The following is a 16,389-nucleotide window of genomic DNA, read 5'->3' as shown; positions in this document are numbered from 1 at the left end:
TCAAAAAATAGACAAATCTTACGCAAACATTTGATTTGCGCTAGGTTTGTCTATTTTTGTTTGTATAACATTAATGTGAGGTTGATGAATAGATTTATTAAGTTGTTAAATGATGTACTTTATCTAAAAACGACATCCTAAATATGAGCAGTAGTTACATTAATTTTGTCCCAATGATCGCTTATCTCATCGACTTTATTCCAAAAATTTTTTAAAATAGCAATATTTTCACTAAAATCATAGCATTTGTTAATTACTTTACTATATTTATGCAACCTATAAACTCGCTTGCTATATAATTTCATATATTTTATTGCTTTCATTTTAAATGCAGCAGTAATTGGATACGATGCCTGCAAATACACTAACCGAAAACGACGAGCTATCGCAATGCCTACGGAAAGTATGCATAAAAAACTGCCAACAAAGTCGGAAACTTTGTCGACAGTTAGAACTAACCTATCCAGATTAGTTTAGAAATATTATCTATTTTAATGATTTATACAAATAAAGCTTGATAGATATACAAAATAATAATACTAATTACAATCGTCAAGTTACTGACCATACCTACCAATGGCAACGTCTTATATTTAAACTGAATAGAATAAGGTATGATAGCTACACCAATCGGTAATAACCAAGCAACTTGTAATGTTGTCTTAATCATTTGGTCGTCTACAGGTAACAAGAAATAAACTAATAATCCTGCTAATATGCCTAGACCATAATGCAAGCCTAAATATTTTAAAGCAATAGGTAAAAAGCGCTTATCAATACTAAAATTTAGCATTAAACCAAGTAAAATCATAGATAATGGCATATTAGCGCCTGATAAAACAGAGAAGAAGTTAATTACAGGTTCTGGGAAATGAATATTAAGCATATTTAAAATAAACATGATGATATATGTCATTAAAGGAACAGATTTAAGCAAATTTTTACCTAAATATTTGAAATCAAAATTATCACCAGCACTGCTGAAGTAACTCCCAACAAAATAAGTTACCCCAAACATAATGATAGCACCACCGATATCAGCCATGCCGAAATATATCATACCTGTTTTAGGCCAAATAGCCTCTACAAGAGGATAAGCAAATAAACCAATATTGAGTGATGCCGTCATCATCCCAACAGTGCCACGTATATGATTATCGTATTTTAAGAAAAACCAAATCACAATGACTTTTGCAATAACACCGTATAGTATCATCATAATAGGCAATATAGAAAGCGATAAATCTAAGCTTGCCCCATTTAAATTGACGATTACTAAAGAAGGTAACGTGACATTTAAGACTAAGGTTGAAAAGACTTGACTATCATTAGCTTTAAAATATTTTATGCGTTTAAGTGTATAGCCTAAGGTAATAAGTAAAATAATAATAATAAATTGTTGGGTCACATAAATCCTTCTTTCATTCAATCATATCATTTTCATTCTATTTTCATACTTTAACATAAGTTACATCTATTTTAGAAGCTTTCGAATCCATGTTATAATTCTAGCTATATATTGAAAGCCTATACAAAATAGTGAAGGGGGTAATTAAATGGATTTAAATGATAAGCTAGCAGAACTAAAACATGATTACGTTCGATTACAAGGTGATCTTGAAAAAAGAGAATCCGTTAGTCAATCTGTAGATCCTTTAATTCGACAACTTGAACAAATAGAACAAGAAATGGCAGAAGTACGTTCAGAAATTAGACAAAAAGAAAATAAATAACATCCTAGTAAATAAATATTTTACATGCTAAGATTAAGGACGAACATAGAAAGGATGTAATATATGCAACTGTATCTTATATTTTTGCCAGTGTTATATTTAATCGTAAGCTACATAAGTATATTTAAGATGAACACAATTATTACACGTATTTTACGTATCATTATGGCTTTGCTTTTGTTATTCGTTGTAGCTATTACAACGTTATCATTCCCCGCTGTAAATTGGTGGGTATTTATCGTGCTATTACTTATCGTAGGTAATGTGGAAATTACAGGCTTTAAAAATAGTAAGAACGACCAGAAAGCTGTACAAATTTTAAATATAATGAGTATTGTTTTATTTGTAATCTATGTCATTTTGACTTTAGTTTTATATTAAAAACACCCATTTTAATGCTGATGTAGCTAAGCTATTTCAGCATTTTTTATTAAATTAAAAGACGGGCGTACGGTATCTACAAATTGATACGGTACGCCCGATTCATATTTTATTAGTTCAATAATTATAATGCATTTCTATGTTGTCCTGCATCAGTTATTTTGATTTATTTTCTTTTTTTAATATTTTGGCTTTTAAAGTAAACAATATTTCATAAATAACTGGCACAACAATTAATGTCAGTAATGTCGAAGATATTAAACCACCTACAACTGTTGCAGCCATACCTTTAGAAATAATAATAGAACTATCTTCACCAAATAACATTGGTGTTAATGCACCAATCGTTGCTAATGCAGTCATCAGGATTGGTCTGATACGCGTGCCCCCTGCTTCTAATAGCGCTGCTTTCATTTCCATGCCTTGTTGTTGCTTATTGATTACTCTATCGATTAACACAATTGCATTTGTTACCACGATACCAATCAACATTAGCATACCAATCATACTTGGTACAGAAACTGTTTCACCAGTTACAATTAGTGCAACAACAACGCCGATAACTGTATAAGGTAATGAGAATAATATTGTAAATGGTGCCAATGCGCCTTTAAACGTCAACACTAATACTAAATAAACAATAATAATTGCTGCGAGCATTGCCATAGTTAGCTGCGTTACTGCATTATTAATATCTTCATTAGCGCCCCCTACATTAATATCTACATTATCAGGTTTCTCTATTTCATTGACTTTTGAAAGTATTTTTTGAGATGTACCACCAACATCATCACTTGTTACTTTACCGGAAACTTTTGAAGTATAGTCCCCTGCTTTTGTTTCTATCTTGTTCGGTGTGCTTGTCTTCTCTAATTCAGCTATATCACTTAATTCAATTGATTGACCTGTTGGTGTCTGAAGCTCAGTGTTGTTAAGTTTTGCTTCTGTCCAGTCAGTCTCTTTATCTTCTTTAATCTTTACGTCAATCTCTTTACCGCTTTCTTTAACTGTGGTTACACTTTGTTCTGGTGTGTTTTGGTTTAATGTCATAGCTAATTGTGACGCAGATAAACCATAATTTGAAGCTTTATTCTGATCTACTTTGATATTATATTGTTCGTATGTTTTTGTTAAATCAGATTTTACATTTGCCATCCCCTCAATATCTTTCATATCATTCTCAACTTTATTAACCGTATCTTTTATTGCGTCAAGTGATGGTCCTGTTACGGATACTTCTAATTCATTATTTGTGCCGCCACCACTCATATCTTGGTTCGCCCAATCCCCGGGATGCTGATATGTCTCGATATGATTCAAGACTTTATCAGGTTCTTCATCGAAATTAGGGGTGTTAGATTCATATTCCACCATAATCGCCATACTGTTTGAACTACCTGTCGGATCTTTTGGTGTTGCTCCACCAACAGAATATTGTACTGTTTTCACTTTATCTTTATTATTCAAATATTTTTGTACTTGTTCAGCATGTTCTAAGACACCTGCTTCTGTTTCACCTGGCTCTGGTGTATACGTTAATGCCATAAATTTATCTTCACCAGTTGAGATAAAGCTAGTTCCTAGTTTCGCAGCACCTAAGCCCACACTAGCTATTAAAACAACAGTACTTATAAGCATTACTATCCATTTATGCGCGAGTGACCAACGTAATATCTTTTTATAGCCCCTACCTACTATGCCTAAAGATGTTTCTTTTTTCCGTTTTATACTTTTTTTAAAAAATGTAGCACTCAAGGAAGGTACAATCGTAATTGAAACAAGTAACGACGCTAATAAACTAAACGCAATTGCAAGTGCAAATGGCCTAAACATTTCACCTACTGAACCAGTTACAAATGCTAACGGTAGAAATACGATAATCGTAACAATAGTAGAAGACATGATTGGTTTGAAAACTTCTTTTGTTGCACTGATGATTAGCTTATCACCCGTTAATGCCTCTTTTTTGTCTGATAAACGTCTATATATGTTTTCAACTACAACGATTGAATCGTCGATAACACGTCCGATTGCAACTGTCAGCGCACCAAGTGTTAAAATGTTTAATGAAACATTGGCTAATTTCAGCGCAACCATCGCAATAAGTATAGACATAGGTATGGAAACGACTGAAATCGCCGTAGTTCTAATGTTTCTTAAGAATAATAAGATGACAATAATAGCTACAATCGTACCGAGTGCTGCTTTTTCAATCATTGTATACAGTGAATCTTCTATTGGTTTGGCCGTATCCATCACTTTTGTAGCTTTTATATCTTTATTTTCTTTTGTGAATTCATCTATGGCTTTTTTAGTATCATTTGCTACTTGAACAGTGTTTGCATCTTGGGCTTTTGTCACTTGTACATTAATTGCGTCTTTGCCATTTGTTTTAGAAATAGACTCACGTTCCTCACCTACTGAAACACTTGCAATGTCCTGAAGTTTAACTGAAGGTACACTACTATCATTAGCCGCTTCATCCGAATTATTATCAGACGATGGTGTATCAGCTGCTTGTGACGAAAGTTGCGCCTCACCATTTTGAGTTGACTCTCCATCACTTTGTCCTTGGCTACTCATACTTGATGCTGATAATGGGATTTCCAAATTTTGCAACGCTTCTACTGAAGTGAATTGTCCATCGATTACTACCGATTTCTCAGTTTTACCAAATTGGAATAATCCTAACGGGGTTTCACTAGTAGCACTTTTTAAAAATTGTTCCACACTTTCTACAGTCAAACCACTCTGTTGTAATTTATCTTGGTCAAATTTTATTGAAACTTCTCGTGATGTTTGCCCGTTCAATTGTGCATTTTGTACGCCATCAATTGTCTGTAATTTAGGCAATAGTTGGTTATTAACTTTGCTTGTTGTATCTTTAAGATTATTATCATCTGTGGTAAATGAATAGGCTACAATTGGAAAAGCATTCATGGAACTTCTCGTTAACTCTGGTTCTTCAACTTCATCACTGAAGTTAATTTTATCCAATTCCTTTTTTAAATCATTTTCAGCTTTATCCATATTCGTTCCATTTTCATATTCAACAGATACCATAGAAGCATTTTGAATGGATTGAGCATTAACATTTTTTACATTTGCCATGGATCTTATTTGGTCGTCAATCTTATCACTTATATCATCTTTGATCGTTTCAGGCGTAGCTCCTGCCATTGTCGTTTGTACAGTAATTACTGGTGGTTCTACGTCAGGTAATAGTTCAAGTTTCATTTTAGCACTTGAATATACGCCACCTAATATAACCAGTATGACCATAAGGAAGATAGCAAACTTATTTCCCAGTGAAAACTGTAAAAGTTTTTTGATCATATTTTCTTTCTCCTCTACATTATAATTCAGTTTATGTCAGTATATTGTTTTATTATTCAATCATTTGTTTGTATCACTTTAACTTTTAAAATATATGTATACTTTAAAACCCATAAAAAATGCACGTTATAAAGTTTAACTTTCATATTAATACCTTATAACGTGTCTATCTTTATAACATACTCTTCTTAATATTAATTACGTTTTAATTTACGTGAAAGTTTGATTTTCGCTTTCGTCAATTTAGGTTTAAGGTTTTCAATCACTTGGTATAACGGTTTATTTAAAACATAATCAAATTCCCCAATTTTTTCACTTAAATAAGTGCCCCACACTTTCTTAAATGTCCATAGTCCATAGTGGTCTGAATCTTTATCTGGATTATTATCTGTGCCACCAAAATCATATGTAGTCGCGCCATGTTCTCTGGCATATTGCATCATCGCAAATTGCATATGATGGTTTGGTAAGAAATCACGATAATCATTTGAGGAAGCACCGTAAAGATAATATGACTTGTTTCCTGCAAACATAAGTAACGCCCCAGATAAATAGATGCCTTCTGGATGCTTGTCTTCTAGCGCTTCCATTTCATCAATTAGTTCTTGTGTCTTTTTTATTTTATTTTCGGCGTCATTTATTTTATTTAATGTTTTTTTATCTTGCTTTTTCTCAGTTAATTTCACTTTTTCTTCTTCTAATTGTGCTAAATCTTGGCGTAAATCTTTAAGTACTGGTTTAGGTTCTAACTTCACTAAAAATAATTCTGCATCGCCATCAGGATGAAGTGCATCATAAATATTTTGAAAATAACTAACATCTCTTGTTAAAAAGCCATCTCTTTCACCAGTAATTTTCATTAATTCAGCAAATGTTTTTAAACCTTCTCTATCAGAACGCTCTACTTTGGTGCCGCGTTTTAAAGCTAATCTCACTTTTGAGCGATTTCTTCTTTCAAAACTTTGAATTAAGTCATCGTCGTTTTTATCAATAGGTGTTACCATTGTCATTCTTGGTTGAATATAGTCTTTAGAGAGGCCTGCTTTAAATCCTTTATGTTTAAATCCTAATTCTCTTAAATGTCTCAGTGCGTCAGCACCTTTATCCACTTCTACATCTGGGTCTATTTTAATTGTATAAGCTTTTTCTTCTTTAGCTATTTGTACTGCATATTCTAATAATGTTTCTAACGCAAGCTTATTACTATAATCAGTTACAAATCCTCTTGAAATATAACATAGTGTGTATGGCAATTTAGGTATTTTTTTAAATAATAACTGGGCTACGCCTAAAATTTCGCCATTTTCACCGACTGCAATACGTTTCGAGTACCAGCCAGTTAATTTTTTTGTTTCTGCCCATTGTGTTAATTGTAACAAATCTCCTTGTGAGTGTGATTTGACAAACGCATCATGAGCTTGATTTGTGATATTCATCTTTTCCATAAAACTGATATCTCCTTTTACCATTACATACTTTGTTATTATACATTGCTTCACGCATTCTTTCACATCATTTCCTATTCTTTGATATAATAATGTAAATAAAGAAATGAGGTGCTTATTATGCGTATCATCATATTAGGACTACTTTTGCTAGTCAATTTAATTTTTGTAATTCAAGCGTTTGGTACATCTTTTAGTATTTCATACCTAAGTTTGAGGATTATATTAGCTGCTTTTACATTTTTATTATCTGTTTATTTATTACTTTTATCTGGTAAAAACAAATTGGCAACTTCCTTAACTATTTTAACACTAATGGTTTCTTTGATACATGTTATTGTTATTGCGCATAGTATATATATCTATATTTATTAATCTGCTTCAACTTTATACTTTAGCCCTCTAATAATCAATGTGTAGGGAGAGGCTGTTTTATTGTCTATTAATATCACTGCTTTGTAACCAGAATATGCCCCATCATATATTCGATAGACAACATCATCATTTTTTAATTTTAATGTTGTCTCGGTTTCTGAATGACTTACGACTTCCATTCCAAACCATTGTTTCCACTTTTCAGCGGTGTGATTCCTTTCGGTACTGTTTATTTCAATACCTTTTATAGTAAAAGCTTCTTGTCGTAATGGCGCTATCTTTGTTTCTCTCTCTTTTACGCTTTCATCCCATTGGATAAAAAAGGGCGGCTTCACCCTATAATCAGGATCAGCAATATATAATAGCCTCCATGTAGTCTTTTCACCTTTGGTATTTTCTCTATCCATCTCTATGGGGCCGACAACCTCTATATTTTGGGCCTCTAAATTTTCTTTCAATTTAGATATATCCTGTGTTTGAAAGGCTATTGTTTTTAGACCTTGTTGATAATGGTCTTGAACGATTTTCGAAGGAAAAGACACACGTCCTTCTTCACTCTTAATTATTTTTTGTAATGTTTCCGATTTATAAACGTCTAATAATTCAATATATGCGTTATTTAAATAAGCCAAACGATTATACGTGCCTAATCTATCGTGCTTTCCACCTTGATGTAATGTAAATATGTGGCCTGGGAATTTGAAATTATCTAACTGTTGTACATAATGAACAATATGATCTAATTTTAAATCTTTCATGACTTATCCCCCTATTTCTTCTTTAGCTTTATCTTAACAAATTGTACACGTGTTTACTTCTTATAACTCATTACCTCAATTTAAAATATTACATTTTCCTATCTTTCTATACGAAAACGTTTTCTTTAAAATACGTATTGATTTTTCTCCATAAATAGATTAAAATATAATTTGTTCAAAATTAAGTTAGCTAAGCTAACTATTTCGGAGGCACTCATTCATGGAAAATAAATTTGTATTTGATAATATTATCGCCATTTATAGACCTTATACCAAACTTTTCCAACCTATTTTTGAAGAATTTGAACTCTATCCAGCACAATGGCTGGTATTAAAAGACATTTGTTACAATGCGCCAACCACTCTAGTACAAATTTCAAAACGACGCTCAATTGAAAAACCAACAGCTAGAAAAATTTTAAAAGTACTTTCTGAAAAATCCTTATTAACTGTTGAATCAGGCACAGACAAACGAGAAAAATGGCTCTCACTTTCTCAAGAAGGACAATCACTGTATAACAATATCAGTACTCGTGTAGATAAATTGCAAGACAAAATTATTGAAAACACAGGCTTGTCAACGTCAGAACTTGAACATATTACCAAATCATTACAATCTATTCATGAACAAATTTTAGCAATGGAGGAATTTTAAAATGAACCAAACAGCATCGATGAAGTCACCTATTTGGACAAAGAGTTTTAACATTAATTTTATTACAAACTTTTTAGTTTATTTATGTATGTATTTACTTATTGTTATTATTGCAAGTTATACGAAATCAGAATACCATGCATCAGATAGTATGGCTGGGCTTGTATCTGGTTTATTCATTATTGGATCATTAATAGGCCGCTTTATTACAGGTAAATATGTTAATAAAATCGGTCCTAAGCGCATTTTAATCATCGGTTTAATCTTATTAATTATCACTCAATTATTCTACTTTATCGAAGGCGCTTTAGCAGTGCTTATGTTTACAAGATTAGTTAATGGTATAGCTACTGGCGTTACGACAACTGCTACTGGAACAATCGCGGCATATACCACGCCACCAGAAAGAAAAAGTGAAGGGATTAGCCTATTCTCATTAAGTTTAGTTATTGGAGCTGCAATAGGCCCATTCTTCGGTCTTCTACTTATCAATACATTTCCTATTCAATTATTATTTTTACTATGCTTATTATGTGGTATCGTAAGTTTTATTATTTCATTCTTTATTAAATTGAATATCGATTTAACAAGTGAAGTTGCTATGCCCCAAAATGCTAAGAATAAGAAATTTGATATCAATCATTATATTGCAAAAGAAGCGCTGCCAGTTGCTATTATTATGCTACTTGCAGGATTATCTTATTCATCTATACTGACATTTTTACAATTCTTTGCTCAAGAAATTAATTTAGTTACAATTTCTAGTTATTTCTTTATTTTCTATGCTATTGCTTCTTTAGTTACACGACCAGTAGCTGGAAGAATGATGGACGATAAAAATGAAAATGTTGTAGCTTATCCAGCATTCATCTTTTTAATCCTTACATTCCTAACATTAAGTATCACAAATAATAGTTGGTTACTTATACTTGCAGGATTATTCTTGGGGGCAGGCTACGGGAACATTTCATCATGTATGCAAGCAATCGCGATCAAAGTATCTCCACCAGCAAAATATGGTATTGCGACATCAACTTATTTTATCGGTTTAGACTTGGGTCTTGGATTTGGCCCGTATGTATTAGGTTTCGTAACTTCTGCTGTATCATTCGCACAGCTATACGCTATTATGGCAGTTTTAGTATTGATTACAGGTGTTATTTATTACTTTGTGCACGGTAAAAAAGTAAAACACACTAGTGCATTTTAATATTTGATATAAACGATAAATTACAAAGAGTTCACAGTGTACTTAAATGATATTTTATATATAAATACCCCCTCAAACTTTTCATTTTTCAATGGTTACTTCGAGGGGGTATTCTTATCGGTAGTTTTTATGACCACAAAACGTATGTCATGCTTGAGTTTGCATTCATCATATTCTACGGTTTCAAAAAAACATACAACCAACATTTTATATTGCTTTATAAATAAATCATTTTAAATATCAAAATGCAAATGCCTTTATAGCACTTGGTTAGTCTCAATTAAATGTAGATGGTAAGCCTTTGACTTTTAATTTGCCTGTTAAGCAACTTTTATATTTTCTATTTCCTTAATAATATCATCAATTTGCTTCGCTTGTGCTTCTGTATAATAGTAAAATACTTGCCTTTCATCGGTTTCTGAACGTACCTTTGAAATCAATTCTTTTTTATAAATTTTTCTTATAATAACGTCTATTTTACTCGTGTCCCATAACATTTCAAAATGTAGCGTGTCTCTCAATTCTTTTCCACTAATTTTATTTGCTTCATATACTTTAAATAACACCACAAATTCTTCAATAGACAAACGATGCACTGACTTTAACCAATGCTTCAATTGGCTTAAAGCTCTTTCAGATGTAATATAATATGCTGCTTTACTTTCCATAAATATGGCCTCCTCATGGTTTATTATCATTGTTAGTATTGGCTTTATATAATGAATAAGCTTTTTAAATATTATATAACACTTTCTTCATTAAATCTATTATTTTTAAAGAAACAGATAAATAAATTTTACTATTGGAAAATATTTATATAGTTACATATGATTATAGTAATCATTTTCTATTGTTCGTTATCTTTAATCATTAAAAAATTACTTATGTATAATACATTATCTTGCAAATCTATCATTCCTCACTTTTGAACTTATTTTACATAAAACATGATTTAAAATGATGATAAAAAAAGAGCAGGGAAAAATCAACATTCAAAATTTGATTTCTCTCCTACTCCTATTAAGCTCATAATTAGAATTAATAGCTTCACACATCTTTGTAAAAGACACACTCATCTACCTTGGTTTTAACGCTTTGTATGAATATTTTTATTAACTATTATTATCAAAAACTGGTTGTTTCCATTCGATAACTAGATGTGCTTTGATTGTTATTAGCCACCAATATAATTCATATTTATTTTTTTACGTTTTCTATTGGCCACAGTTTGTGCCGTACGCTCATCTGAATATCTATCATCTCTAATGTTCCATAGCGCTTTAAACTGTTCAAACAGTGCGTCATCTGACACTCCAGAACGCATAAACGATTTTACATTAAATCCATCTACCGTACTAAAAAGGCAACCATAAAACTTACCATCAGATGATAACCTTGCACGTGTACATGTAGAACAGAAAGATTCAGATACACTTGTAATAAGCCCAAATTTAGCGCCATTATCTTTATGACGATAGTATTTTGCAACTTCGCCAAAATACTTAGGCTCAACAGGTTCAATATCAAATGCGGACTCAATCATATTTAACATTTCATCTTTTGTAACTACTTTACTAAAGTCCCAACCATTATCATTTCCGACGTCCATAAATTCAATAAAACGTATTTCAATATCTTTATCTTTAAAATATTGTATCATAGGCAAAATTTGGTCGTCGTTCACGCCTTTTTGAACAACAACATTCACTTTCACATGAAATCCTATTGAAACAGCATAATCTATTTGTTGCAAAATCGTAGAAGCCTTAATATTTCGGTTGTTTATAGCTTGGAATACTTTATCGTCAATCGCATCTAGACTTACATTAATACGTCGTAAACCTGCATCATATAAATTTTGACCATGTTTTTTTAATAACAAACCATTTGTGGTTAAACCTATATCTTCTATACCTTCCAATTGATTTAACTCATATATTAATTTATATAAATCTCTTCTTAATAAAGGTTCTCCACCTGTAATCCGTATTTTTTTAACACCTAATCGTGTATAAACTTTAGCGATACGCACCATTTCATCAAACGTGAGTAATTCGTCTTTAGGTAAGAAAACAAAATCATCACCGAAAATTTCTTTCGGCATGCAATAATCACAGCGGAAATTGCAACGATCTGTAACTGACAATCTTAAATCTCGAATTGGACGGCCAAGTTTATCAGTTATTTGTTCTACCATAATATAAGCCCCCTTAGCTATTCATAATGTCATGGTGTAAATCTTCTAAATCTTGTTGATAATTTATATTTTTGTACCAATAATTAGATGAATCTATTTCATGTACATCTAACCAATCACTTTTAACTTTAGAATAGACATTTTTAAGGCTATAATCACCTGAATCCAAAGCTGTTTCTATAGTAGGCAGTGTCTGTGGACTATAAAATGCCATCGTAGGGATTGGCATACCCTTTTCTTGGAAACCGGCAATATTGAGTTGATCTTCAATCAAATGTTCAATCATAAATTGATACAATTTACTTATTGCTTTTTGTGTAATCATGGGTGTATCTACAGATATTACAAAGAAAAGTGTTTCATCTGTATGTTGTCGCATCACTGAATAAATACCAGCCATTGGACCTTTATCTTTGTTTTCAGCATCATCAATAGCAATATTAGGATAATCAAATTGTGGTGCTAATGTTTCATTGGTGCTTATAATAATTTCATTGAACAAGTTTGTTCCTTCTAACACTTCTATAATTCGCTTATAAAACATCTGCGAATTAATTTGTGCAAAAGCTTTTGGTTTACCGAATCTCTCTGATTGTCCTCCGGCAAGTATAATCGCTTTCATTTTCTTATTAACCTCCACTAACTGGTGGTATCAACGCGATAGTGTCATTAGGCTGTACTATGTCATCGCCTTTGACAAATTCCTCATTGACCGCTACTTGAAATTGTTTATCACTGATACCAGGATAACGTTTAAATAAATCTGTCAAAAACTCATCTACAGTAATATCATAACTCAAATCAATATCTTCTGATGTTTTTGCTAAAATCTCTTTTATTTCTGCAAAATACAACACTTTCATATCTTATCCCCTCCCATTGCATCCTCATGGTAACCACGTTGGTGACCTTGCCATTCAGCGCCATCTTCCCAAATTTCTTTTTTCCAAATCGGCACTACTTCTTTAATTCTTTCAATTGCATATTCATTTGCTTGATAGGCGTCTTTACGATGTGGGGAAGAAACACTTATCAGGACTGCAATATCTGATATTGCTAACGGTCCAATCCTGTGGACTATAGCAGTTTGTGTACCAGGCCATTTTCGTGAAATCTCATCACCTATTTGAGCCAATTTTTTTTCAGCCATAGGGATATAAGCTTCATATTCTAGATACTCGGTCTTAACTCCTTTAGTCCATTCTCGTACATGCCCAGTAAAAATAACCACTGCGCCTTGATGTTCATTGAGTACATATTGACGATATTGCTCTGTTTGTATAGGCACGTTTGTGACTTCAAATTGCTTCATTTAATCCATTCCTTTTACGTTAACAAAAGATAATAACCACTGCTCAAATTTTTGCATCGCTAATGGCTGTTCTATATTAATGTCGTACTTAATATTTGATAATTCACTTAAGTATTTATAATCAATATCATCACGATATACAACTACTTTACTGTATTTTGCTTCTTTAAAGCCTTCTACTATAACGATATCATTATCTATTGTAACAGATTTGGCTATAATTTCATCAAGCCTTTGATTTTCGTAACGCGTCACAGTTTGCTGAAAATGATGCCCCTGTACAATACTTTGATCTGCGCCAGCGTTAAAATGTCTCATATGATCAACTGTATTTGTTTGCAATGCAATATCAGAATGCCCTTTGTCCTTGCCACCGTGATGTTTTATGGTTGCCACACGCATACCATGAGATTTTAATATTTCAACCGTATAAGTCATGAGTGTTGTTTTCCCTGAATTTTTATAACCTACAATTTGCAAGATCATAATGTACTATCCAATTCATAAGCTTGAGATTCAGTTAAAATCACATTCACAGTATGCCCTTTTTGGTAGCCTCTTGTACCACTTGGCAACATAATCATCGCGTTACTGTGGGCAATAGCTACAACCGCACCAGATTTGTTGAATCCTGAAGGTCTGACGGTCATTTCTTTACCGTTAAAAGTAACTGTTGCTCGAATAAATCTCGTGAATGGGTTGGGTTTTTTAAAGTCTTCCATGAGTGTCGCTTGGACGATTTGCGGATAAATAGCTTTAGCACCCATCATATGTTGTATTGCAGGTTTAACGTATAATTCAAAACCAGTGAAACAAGCAGAAGGATTGCCAGATAAACCAAATAAATATTTACCATTAGCAACTGCTACTGTCGTTACACTTCCCGGTCTCATTGCAATCTTATTAAACAATACTTCAGCATTGATAGCTTCATAAATCTGTGGCAAATAATCAAAGTCTCCTACAGAAACACCTCCAGTTGTAACCACAATGTCATGATTAGCCAATGCTTGACTTACAACTTCGATACTACTGTCTAAATCATCTTGCTGAATTTTATAAGTGTTAACCTTTAATTCATGTTTTTTTGCCAATGCTGTTATCATTGGTCCATTGGAATTTCGAATTTTTCCAGGTTCTAACGCATCACTGACATCTAACAATTCACTACCGGTCGCAATAATGGCGACGCTAGGTTTTTCATAAACTGGGACTTGTGTATAACCATATGTCGCTAAAACAGCTATAGCGCCTGGATTAATCTGTTGCCCTTTTTCTAACACTACATCTCCGACTTGTGTTTCTTCACCTTTTAATGAAACATTCTCATTTACGTTAAACGATTTCCTTATTGAAAACTCCTGATTACCTTCTATCGTTTGCTCAAGCATCACAATTGCGTCAGCGCCTTTAGGTATTTCTGCACCTGTCATAATACGCACTGCTTCAAACTCACCAACTTTTTTATTTGAAACCGAACCTGCGCCTATGTGATCAATAACTTGGAATGTAATCCGATTATCACCACTTGCGCCTTCTGTATCAATACTTCTTAACGCAAAACCATCGTACGGCGATTTATGAAATCTTGGTATCTCATGTGTAGCCACAATATCTTCAGCTAAAATGTGATTTAAGCTGTCCTCTAAAGCTAATGTTTTTACATCCATAAAAATAGCTTGATTAACCACACGTTTAATGGCTTCACTCACTGGAATTGGGTTTCTTTTCTCAACAGACATCACAATCTACTCCTTATAATTTATAATTTCGTGATATACTAGAACTCGATTAGGAGGGATATTTTGACTGAATTCACACATATTAATGAACAAGGTAATGCAAAAATGGTAGACGTTTCTGATAAAAATATAACAAAACGTTCTGCTATTGCGCACTCAAGCATTACTGTAAATTCAGATATTTATCAACAAATCGTTGATCATACGAACCAAAAAGGCAATGTACTCAACACCGCTCAAATCGCTGGTATTATGGCGGCTAAAAATACTTCAGATATTATACCGATGTGTCATCCACTACCTCTAACTGGCATTGATGTCACTTTTGACTGGCAAGCAAACAAACAAACTTACACACTCAATATCCAGGCTACCGTGTCTACTACTGGAAAGACTGGTGTGGAAATGGAAGCACTTACGGCAGCTTCAGCTGTGGCGCTTACTGTATATGATATGACAAAAGCTTTAGATAAAGGAATGGTCATCGGCGAAACTTATCTTCTTTCTAAAACTGGTGGCAAATCAGGTGATTATAAAAGATAATCATTAGCATCTCATATTATATAAAAATAGCATTCGAGACATCAAAGATAACTTCATCTCAAATATAGTACGGCCACTAGAAGATGACAGAAACAAAAGCAAGCTTATATTAAACACTTTCTCTAGTCATGGTTTTATGATTGCCGGGGCGAGACAATGAAAGCATTTTATAATGATGCTCCATGTCCCGCCCTATTTTATTTAGTAATTTCTTGTACTAAATGGTTTAATTCTGGTTTGATTAGTTTGTTTAAAGCTAATTTTACGGCACCAGTAGAGCCAGGTATACTAAAAATTAATTTGTCATTCACAGTGCCTGCAATCGCACGAGACAACAAGGCACGCGTACCTACATCTTCGGTGTAGCTAAGGTATCTAAACAATTCTCCGAAACCTTCTATTTCTTTTGTGATCAAACTTGAGACCGCTTCAATCGTAACATCTCGTTGTGCGATACCAGTACCACCTGTAGTGATCACAACATCAATATCTTCTAATAACCAACGCTCTATTTGTTGGATGATAGCTGTTTGTTCATCTTCCACAATTTTATAATGCGCTTTTGAAATAGTAACGTTTAAAGAAGATAGTAGCTCTATAACTAATCTACCACCTTTATCTGTTTCATAATCTCTTGTATCAGAAACCGTTAACACAGCGCATTTAATATCTCTATCTAGCTTTACATTAGTATGCATAATG

Annotated in this window: 17 protein-coding genes; 5 read left to right on the top strand and 12 right to left on the bottom strand. The window is 32.9% G+C overall.

All coding sequences use genetic code 11. The annotated features are described in order from the left end of the window. Positions 1–499: 499 nt before the first annotated feature. Positions 500–1,408 carry an AEC family transporter gene (locus BJG89_RS04005; protein WP_096808673.1) on the bottom strand — a complete coding sequence of 303 codons (909 nt, stop codon included), beginning with the start codon at positions 1,406–1,408 and terminating at the stop codon, positions 500–502. A gap of 148 nt (positions 1,409–1,556) precedes the next feature. On the opposite strand from BJG89_RS04005, the gene BJG89_RS14555 reads away from it, so the two are divergent. Then, the gene (locus tag BJG89_RS14555) at positions 1,557–1,733 is read left to right on the top strand and encodes an SE1832 family protein (RefSeq protein WP_096808672.1); all 177 of its coding nucleotides are present in this window, start codon (positions 1,557–1,559) and stop codon (positions 1,731–1,733) included. Positions 1,734–1,796: 63 nt separating this feature from the next. Then, positions 1,797–2,114: a membrane stabilizing protein MspA gene (gene mspA / locus BJG89_RS03995; protein ID WP_096808671.1), complete on the top strand. Its 318-nt coding sequence runs from the start codon at positions 1,797–1,799 to the stop codon at positions 2,112–2,114. Between the two features lie 156 nt (positions 2,115–2,270). Here the strand turns inward: mspA and BJG89_RS03990 are convergent, their stop codons facing one another. The 3 genes from BJG89_RS03990 to BJG89_RS03975 form a co-directional block, all read right to left on the bottom strand. Further along, positions 2,271–5,450 carry an efflux RND transporter permease subunit gene (locus tag BJG89_RS03990; protein WP_096808670.1) on the bottom strand — a complete coding sequence of 1,060 codons (3,180 nt, stop codon included), beginning with the start codon at positions 5,448–5,450 and terminating at the stop codon, positions 2,271–2,273. 194 nt (positions 5,451–5,644) lie between these two features. Next, the gene (locus tag BJG89_RS03985) at positions 5,645–6,895 is read right to left on the bottom strand and encodes a lipid II:glycine glycyltransferase FemX (RefSeq protein ID WP_096808669.1); all 1,251 of its coding nucleotides are present in this window, start codon (positions 6,893–6,895) and stop codon (positions 5,645–5,647) included. A 371-nt stretch (positions 6,896–7,266) separates the two neighbouring features. Next, positions 7,267–8,028 (bottom strand): VOC family protein, encoded by a 762-nt coding sequence (locus tag BJG89_RS03975; RefSeq protein ID WP_096808667.1) that lies wholly within the window; start codon positions 8,026–8,028, stop codon positions 7,267–7,269. Positions 8,029–8,248: 220 nt separating this feature from the next. Between BJG89_RS03975 and BJG89_RS03970 the strand changes: the two genes are divergently transcribed. Together BJG89_RS03970 and BJG89_RS03965 are read left to right on the top strand one after the other, a co-directional pair. Further along, positions 8,249–8,683: a MarR family winged helix-turn-helix transcriptional regulator gene (locus BJG89_RS03970; RefSeq protein ID WP_096808666.1), complete on the top strand. Its 435-nt coding sequence runs from the start codon at positions 8,249–8,251 to the stop codon at positions 8,681–8,683. Between the two features lies 1 nt (position 8,684). Continuing rightward, complete coding sequence (locus BJG89_RS03965) at positions 8,685–9,893, top strand: MFS transporter (protein ID WP_096808665.1); 1,209 nt, start codon at positions 8,685–8,687, stop codon at positions 9,891–9,893. 320 nt (positions 9,894–10,213) lie between these two features. Here the strand turns inward: BJG89_RS03965 and BJG89_RS03960 are convergent, their stop codons facing one another. The 7 genes from BJG89_RS03960 to BJG89_RS03930 all read right to left on the bottom strand — a co-directional run bounded on the left by BJG89_RS03960 (position 10,214) and on the right by BJG89_RS03930 (position 15,144). Then, positions 10,214–10,561, bottom strand: a complete 348-nt coding sequence (locus tag BJG89_RS03960) for a transcriptional regulator, SarA/Rot family (RefSeq protein WP_096808664.1) — start codon at positions 10,559–10,561, stop codon at positions 10,214–10,216. Positions 10,562–11,067: 506 nt separating this feature from the next. Beyond that, entirely contained in the window at positions 11,068–12,090 is a 1,023-nt protein-coding gene (moaA, locus tag BJG89_RS03955; protein WP_096808663.1) for a GTP 3',8-cyclase MoaA, read from the bottom strand. A 13-nt stretch (positions 12,091–12,103) separates the two neighbouring features. Beyond that, positions 12,104–12,712, bottom strand: coding sequence for a molybdenum cofactor guanylyltransferase MobA (mobA, locus tag BJG89_RS03950; protein WP_096808662.1), 609 nt, complete (start codon positions 12,710–12,712; stop codon positions 12,104–12,106). Between the two features lie 7 nt (positions 12,713–12,719). Beyond that, positions 12,720–12,953 carry a molybdopterin converting factor subunit 1 gene (moaD, locus tag BJG89_RS03945; protein WP_096808661.1) on the bottom strand — a complete coding sequence of 78 codons (234 nt, stop codon included), beginning with the start codon at positions 12,951–12,953 and terminating at the stop codon, positions 12,720–12,722. Next, complete coding sequence (locus BJG89_RS03940; RefSeq protein ID WP_096808660.1) at positions 12,950–13,402, bottom strand: molybdenum cofactor biosynthesis protein MoaE; 453 nt, start codon at positions 13,400–13,402, stop codon at positions 12,950–12,952. Before BJG89_RS03940 ends, moaD begins: the two co-directional genes overlap by 4 nt. Further along, complete coding sequence (gene mobB / locus BJG89_RS03935) at positions 13,403–13,888, bottom strand: molybdopterin-guanine dinucleotide biosynthesis protein B (RefSeq protein WP_096808659.1); 486 nt, start codon at positions 13,886–13,888, stop codon at positions 13,403–13,405. Then, positions 13,885–15,144 carry a molybdopterin molybdotransferase MoeA gene (locus BJG89_RS03930; protein WP_096808658.1) on the bottom strand — a complete coding sequence of 420 codons (1,260 nt, stop codon included), beginning with the start codon at positions 15,142–15,144 and terminating at the stop codon, positions 13,885–13,887. The genes mobB and BJG89_RS03930 overlap by 4 nt, the downstream gene beginning before the upstream one ends. Positions 15,145–15,207: 63 nt before the next feature. Here BJG89_RS03930 and moaC point away from each other — a divergent pair, with 63 nt between their 5' ends. Beyond that, positions 15,208–15,687 (top strand): cyclic pyranopterin monophosphate synthase MoaC, encoded by a 480-nt coding sequence (gene moaC, locus BJG89_RS03925; protein ID WP_096808657.1) that lies wholly within the window; start codon positions 15,208–15,210, stop codon positions 15,685–15,687. A 197-nt stretch (positions 15,688–15,884) separates the two neighbouring features. Here moaC and BJG89_RS03920 read toward each other — a convergent pair whose 3' ends face one another. Next, entirely contained in the window at positions 15,885–16,385 is a 501-nt protein-coding gene (locus BJG89_RS03920) for a MogA/MoaB family molybdenum cofactor biosynthesis protein (RefSeq protein WP_096808656.1), read from the bottom strand. Positions 16,386–16,389 lie beyond the last annotated feature (4 nt).

It is taken from the genome of Staphylococcus nepalensis (assembly GCF_002442935.1).
Taxonomy (GTDB): Bacteria; Bacillota; Bacilli; order Staphylococcales; family Staphylococcaceae; genus Staphylococcus; species Staphylococcus nepalensis.
This window is presented reverse-complemented; position numbering and strand designations above follow the sequence as displayed.

Coding starts and splice junctions, on each gene's coding strand:
- mobB (WP_096808659.1), bottom strand. CDS start 13,888: ATGATCTTGCAAATTGTAGGTTATAAAAATTCAGGGAAAACAACACTC.
- BJG89_RS03990 (WP_096808670.1), bottom strand. CDS start 5,450: ATGATCAAAAAACTTTTACAGTTTTCACTGGGAAATAAGTTTGCTATC.
- BJG89_RS03960 (WP_096808664.1), bottom strand. CDS start 10,561: ATGGAAAGTAAAGCAGCATATTATATTACATCTGAAAGAGCTTTAAGC.
- BJG89_RS03975 (WP_096808667.1), bottom strand. CDS start 8,028: ATGAAAGATTTAAAATTAGATCATATTGTTCATTATGTACAACAGTTA.
- mspA (WP_096808671.1), top strand. CDS start 1,797: ATGCAACTGTATCTTATATTTTTGCCAGTGTTATATTTAATCGTAAGC.
- BJG89_RS03965 (WP_096808665.1), top strand. CDS start 8,685: ATGAACCAAACAGCATCGATGAAGTCACCTATTTGGACAAAGAGTTTT.
- BJG89_RS03940 (WP_096808660.1), bottom strand. CDS start 13,402: ATGAAGCAATTTGAAGTCACAAACGTGCCTATACAAACAGAGCAATAT.
- BJG89_RS03920 (WP_096808656.1), bottom strand. CDS start 16,385: ATGCATACTAATGTAAAGCTAGATAGAGATATTAAATGCGCTGTGTTA.
- BJG89_RS03970 (WP_096808666.1), top strand. CDS start 8,249: ATGGAAAATAAATTTGTATTTGATAATATTATCGCCATTTATAGACCT.
- moaD (WP_096808661.1), bottom strand. CDS start 12,953: ATGAAAGTGTTGTATTTTGCAGAAATAAAAGAGATTTTAGCAAAAACA.
- BJG89_RS14555 (WP_096808672.1), top strand. CDS start 1,557: ATGGATTTAAATGATAAGCTAGCAGAACTAAAACATGATTACGTTCGA.
- BJG89_RS03985 (WP_096808669.1), bottom strand. CDS start 6,895: ATGGAAAAGATGAATATCACAAATCAAGCTCATGATGCGTTTGTCAAA.
- BJG89_RS03930 (WP_096808658.1), bottom strand. CDS start 15,144: ATGTCTGTTGAGAAAAGAAACCCAATTCCAGTGAGTGAAGCCATTAAA.
- moaA (WP_096808663.1), bottom strand. CDS start 12,090: ATGGTAGAACAAATAACTGATAAACTTGGCCGTCCAATTCGAGATTTA.
- mobA (WP_096808662.1), bottom strand. CDS start 12,712: ATGAAAGCGATTATACTTGCCGGAGGACAATCAGAGAGATTCGGTAAA.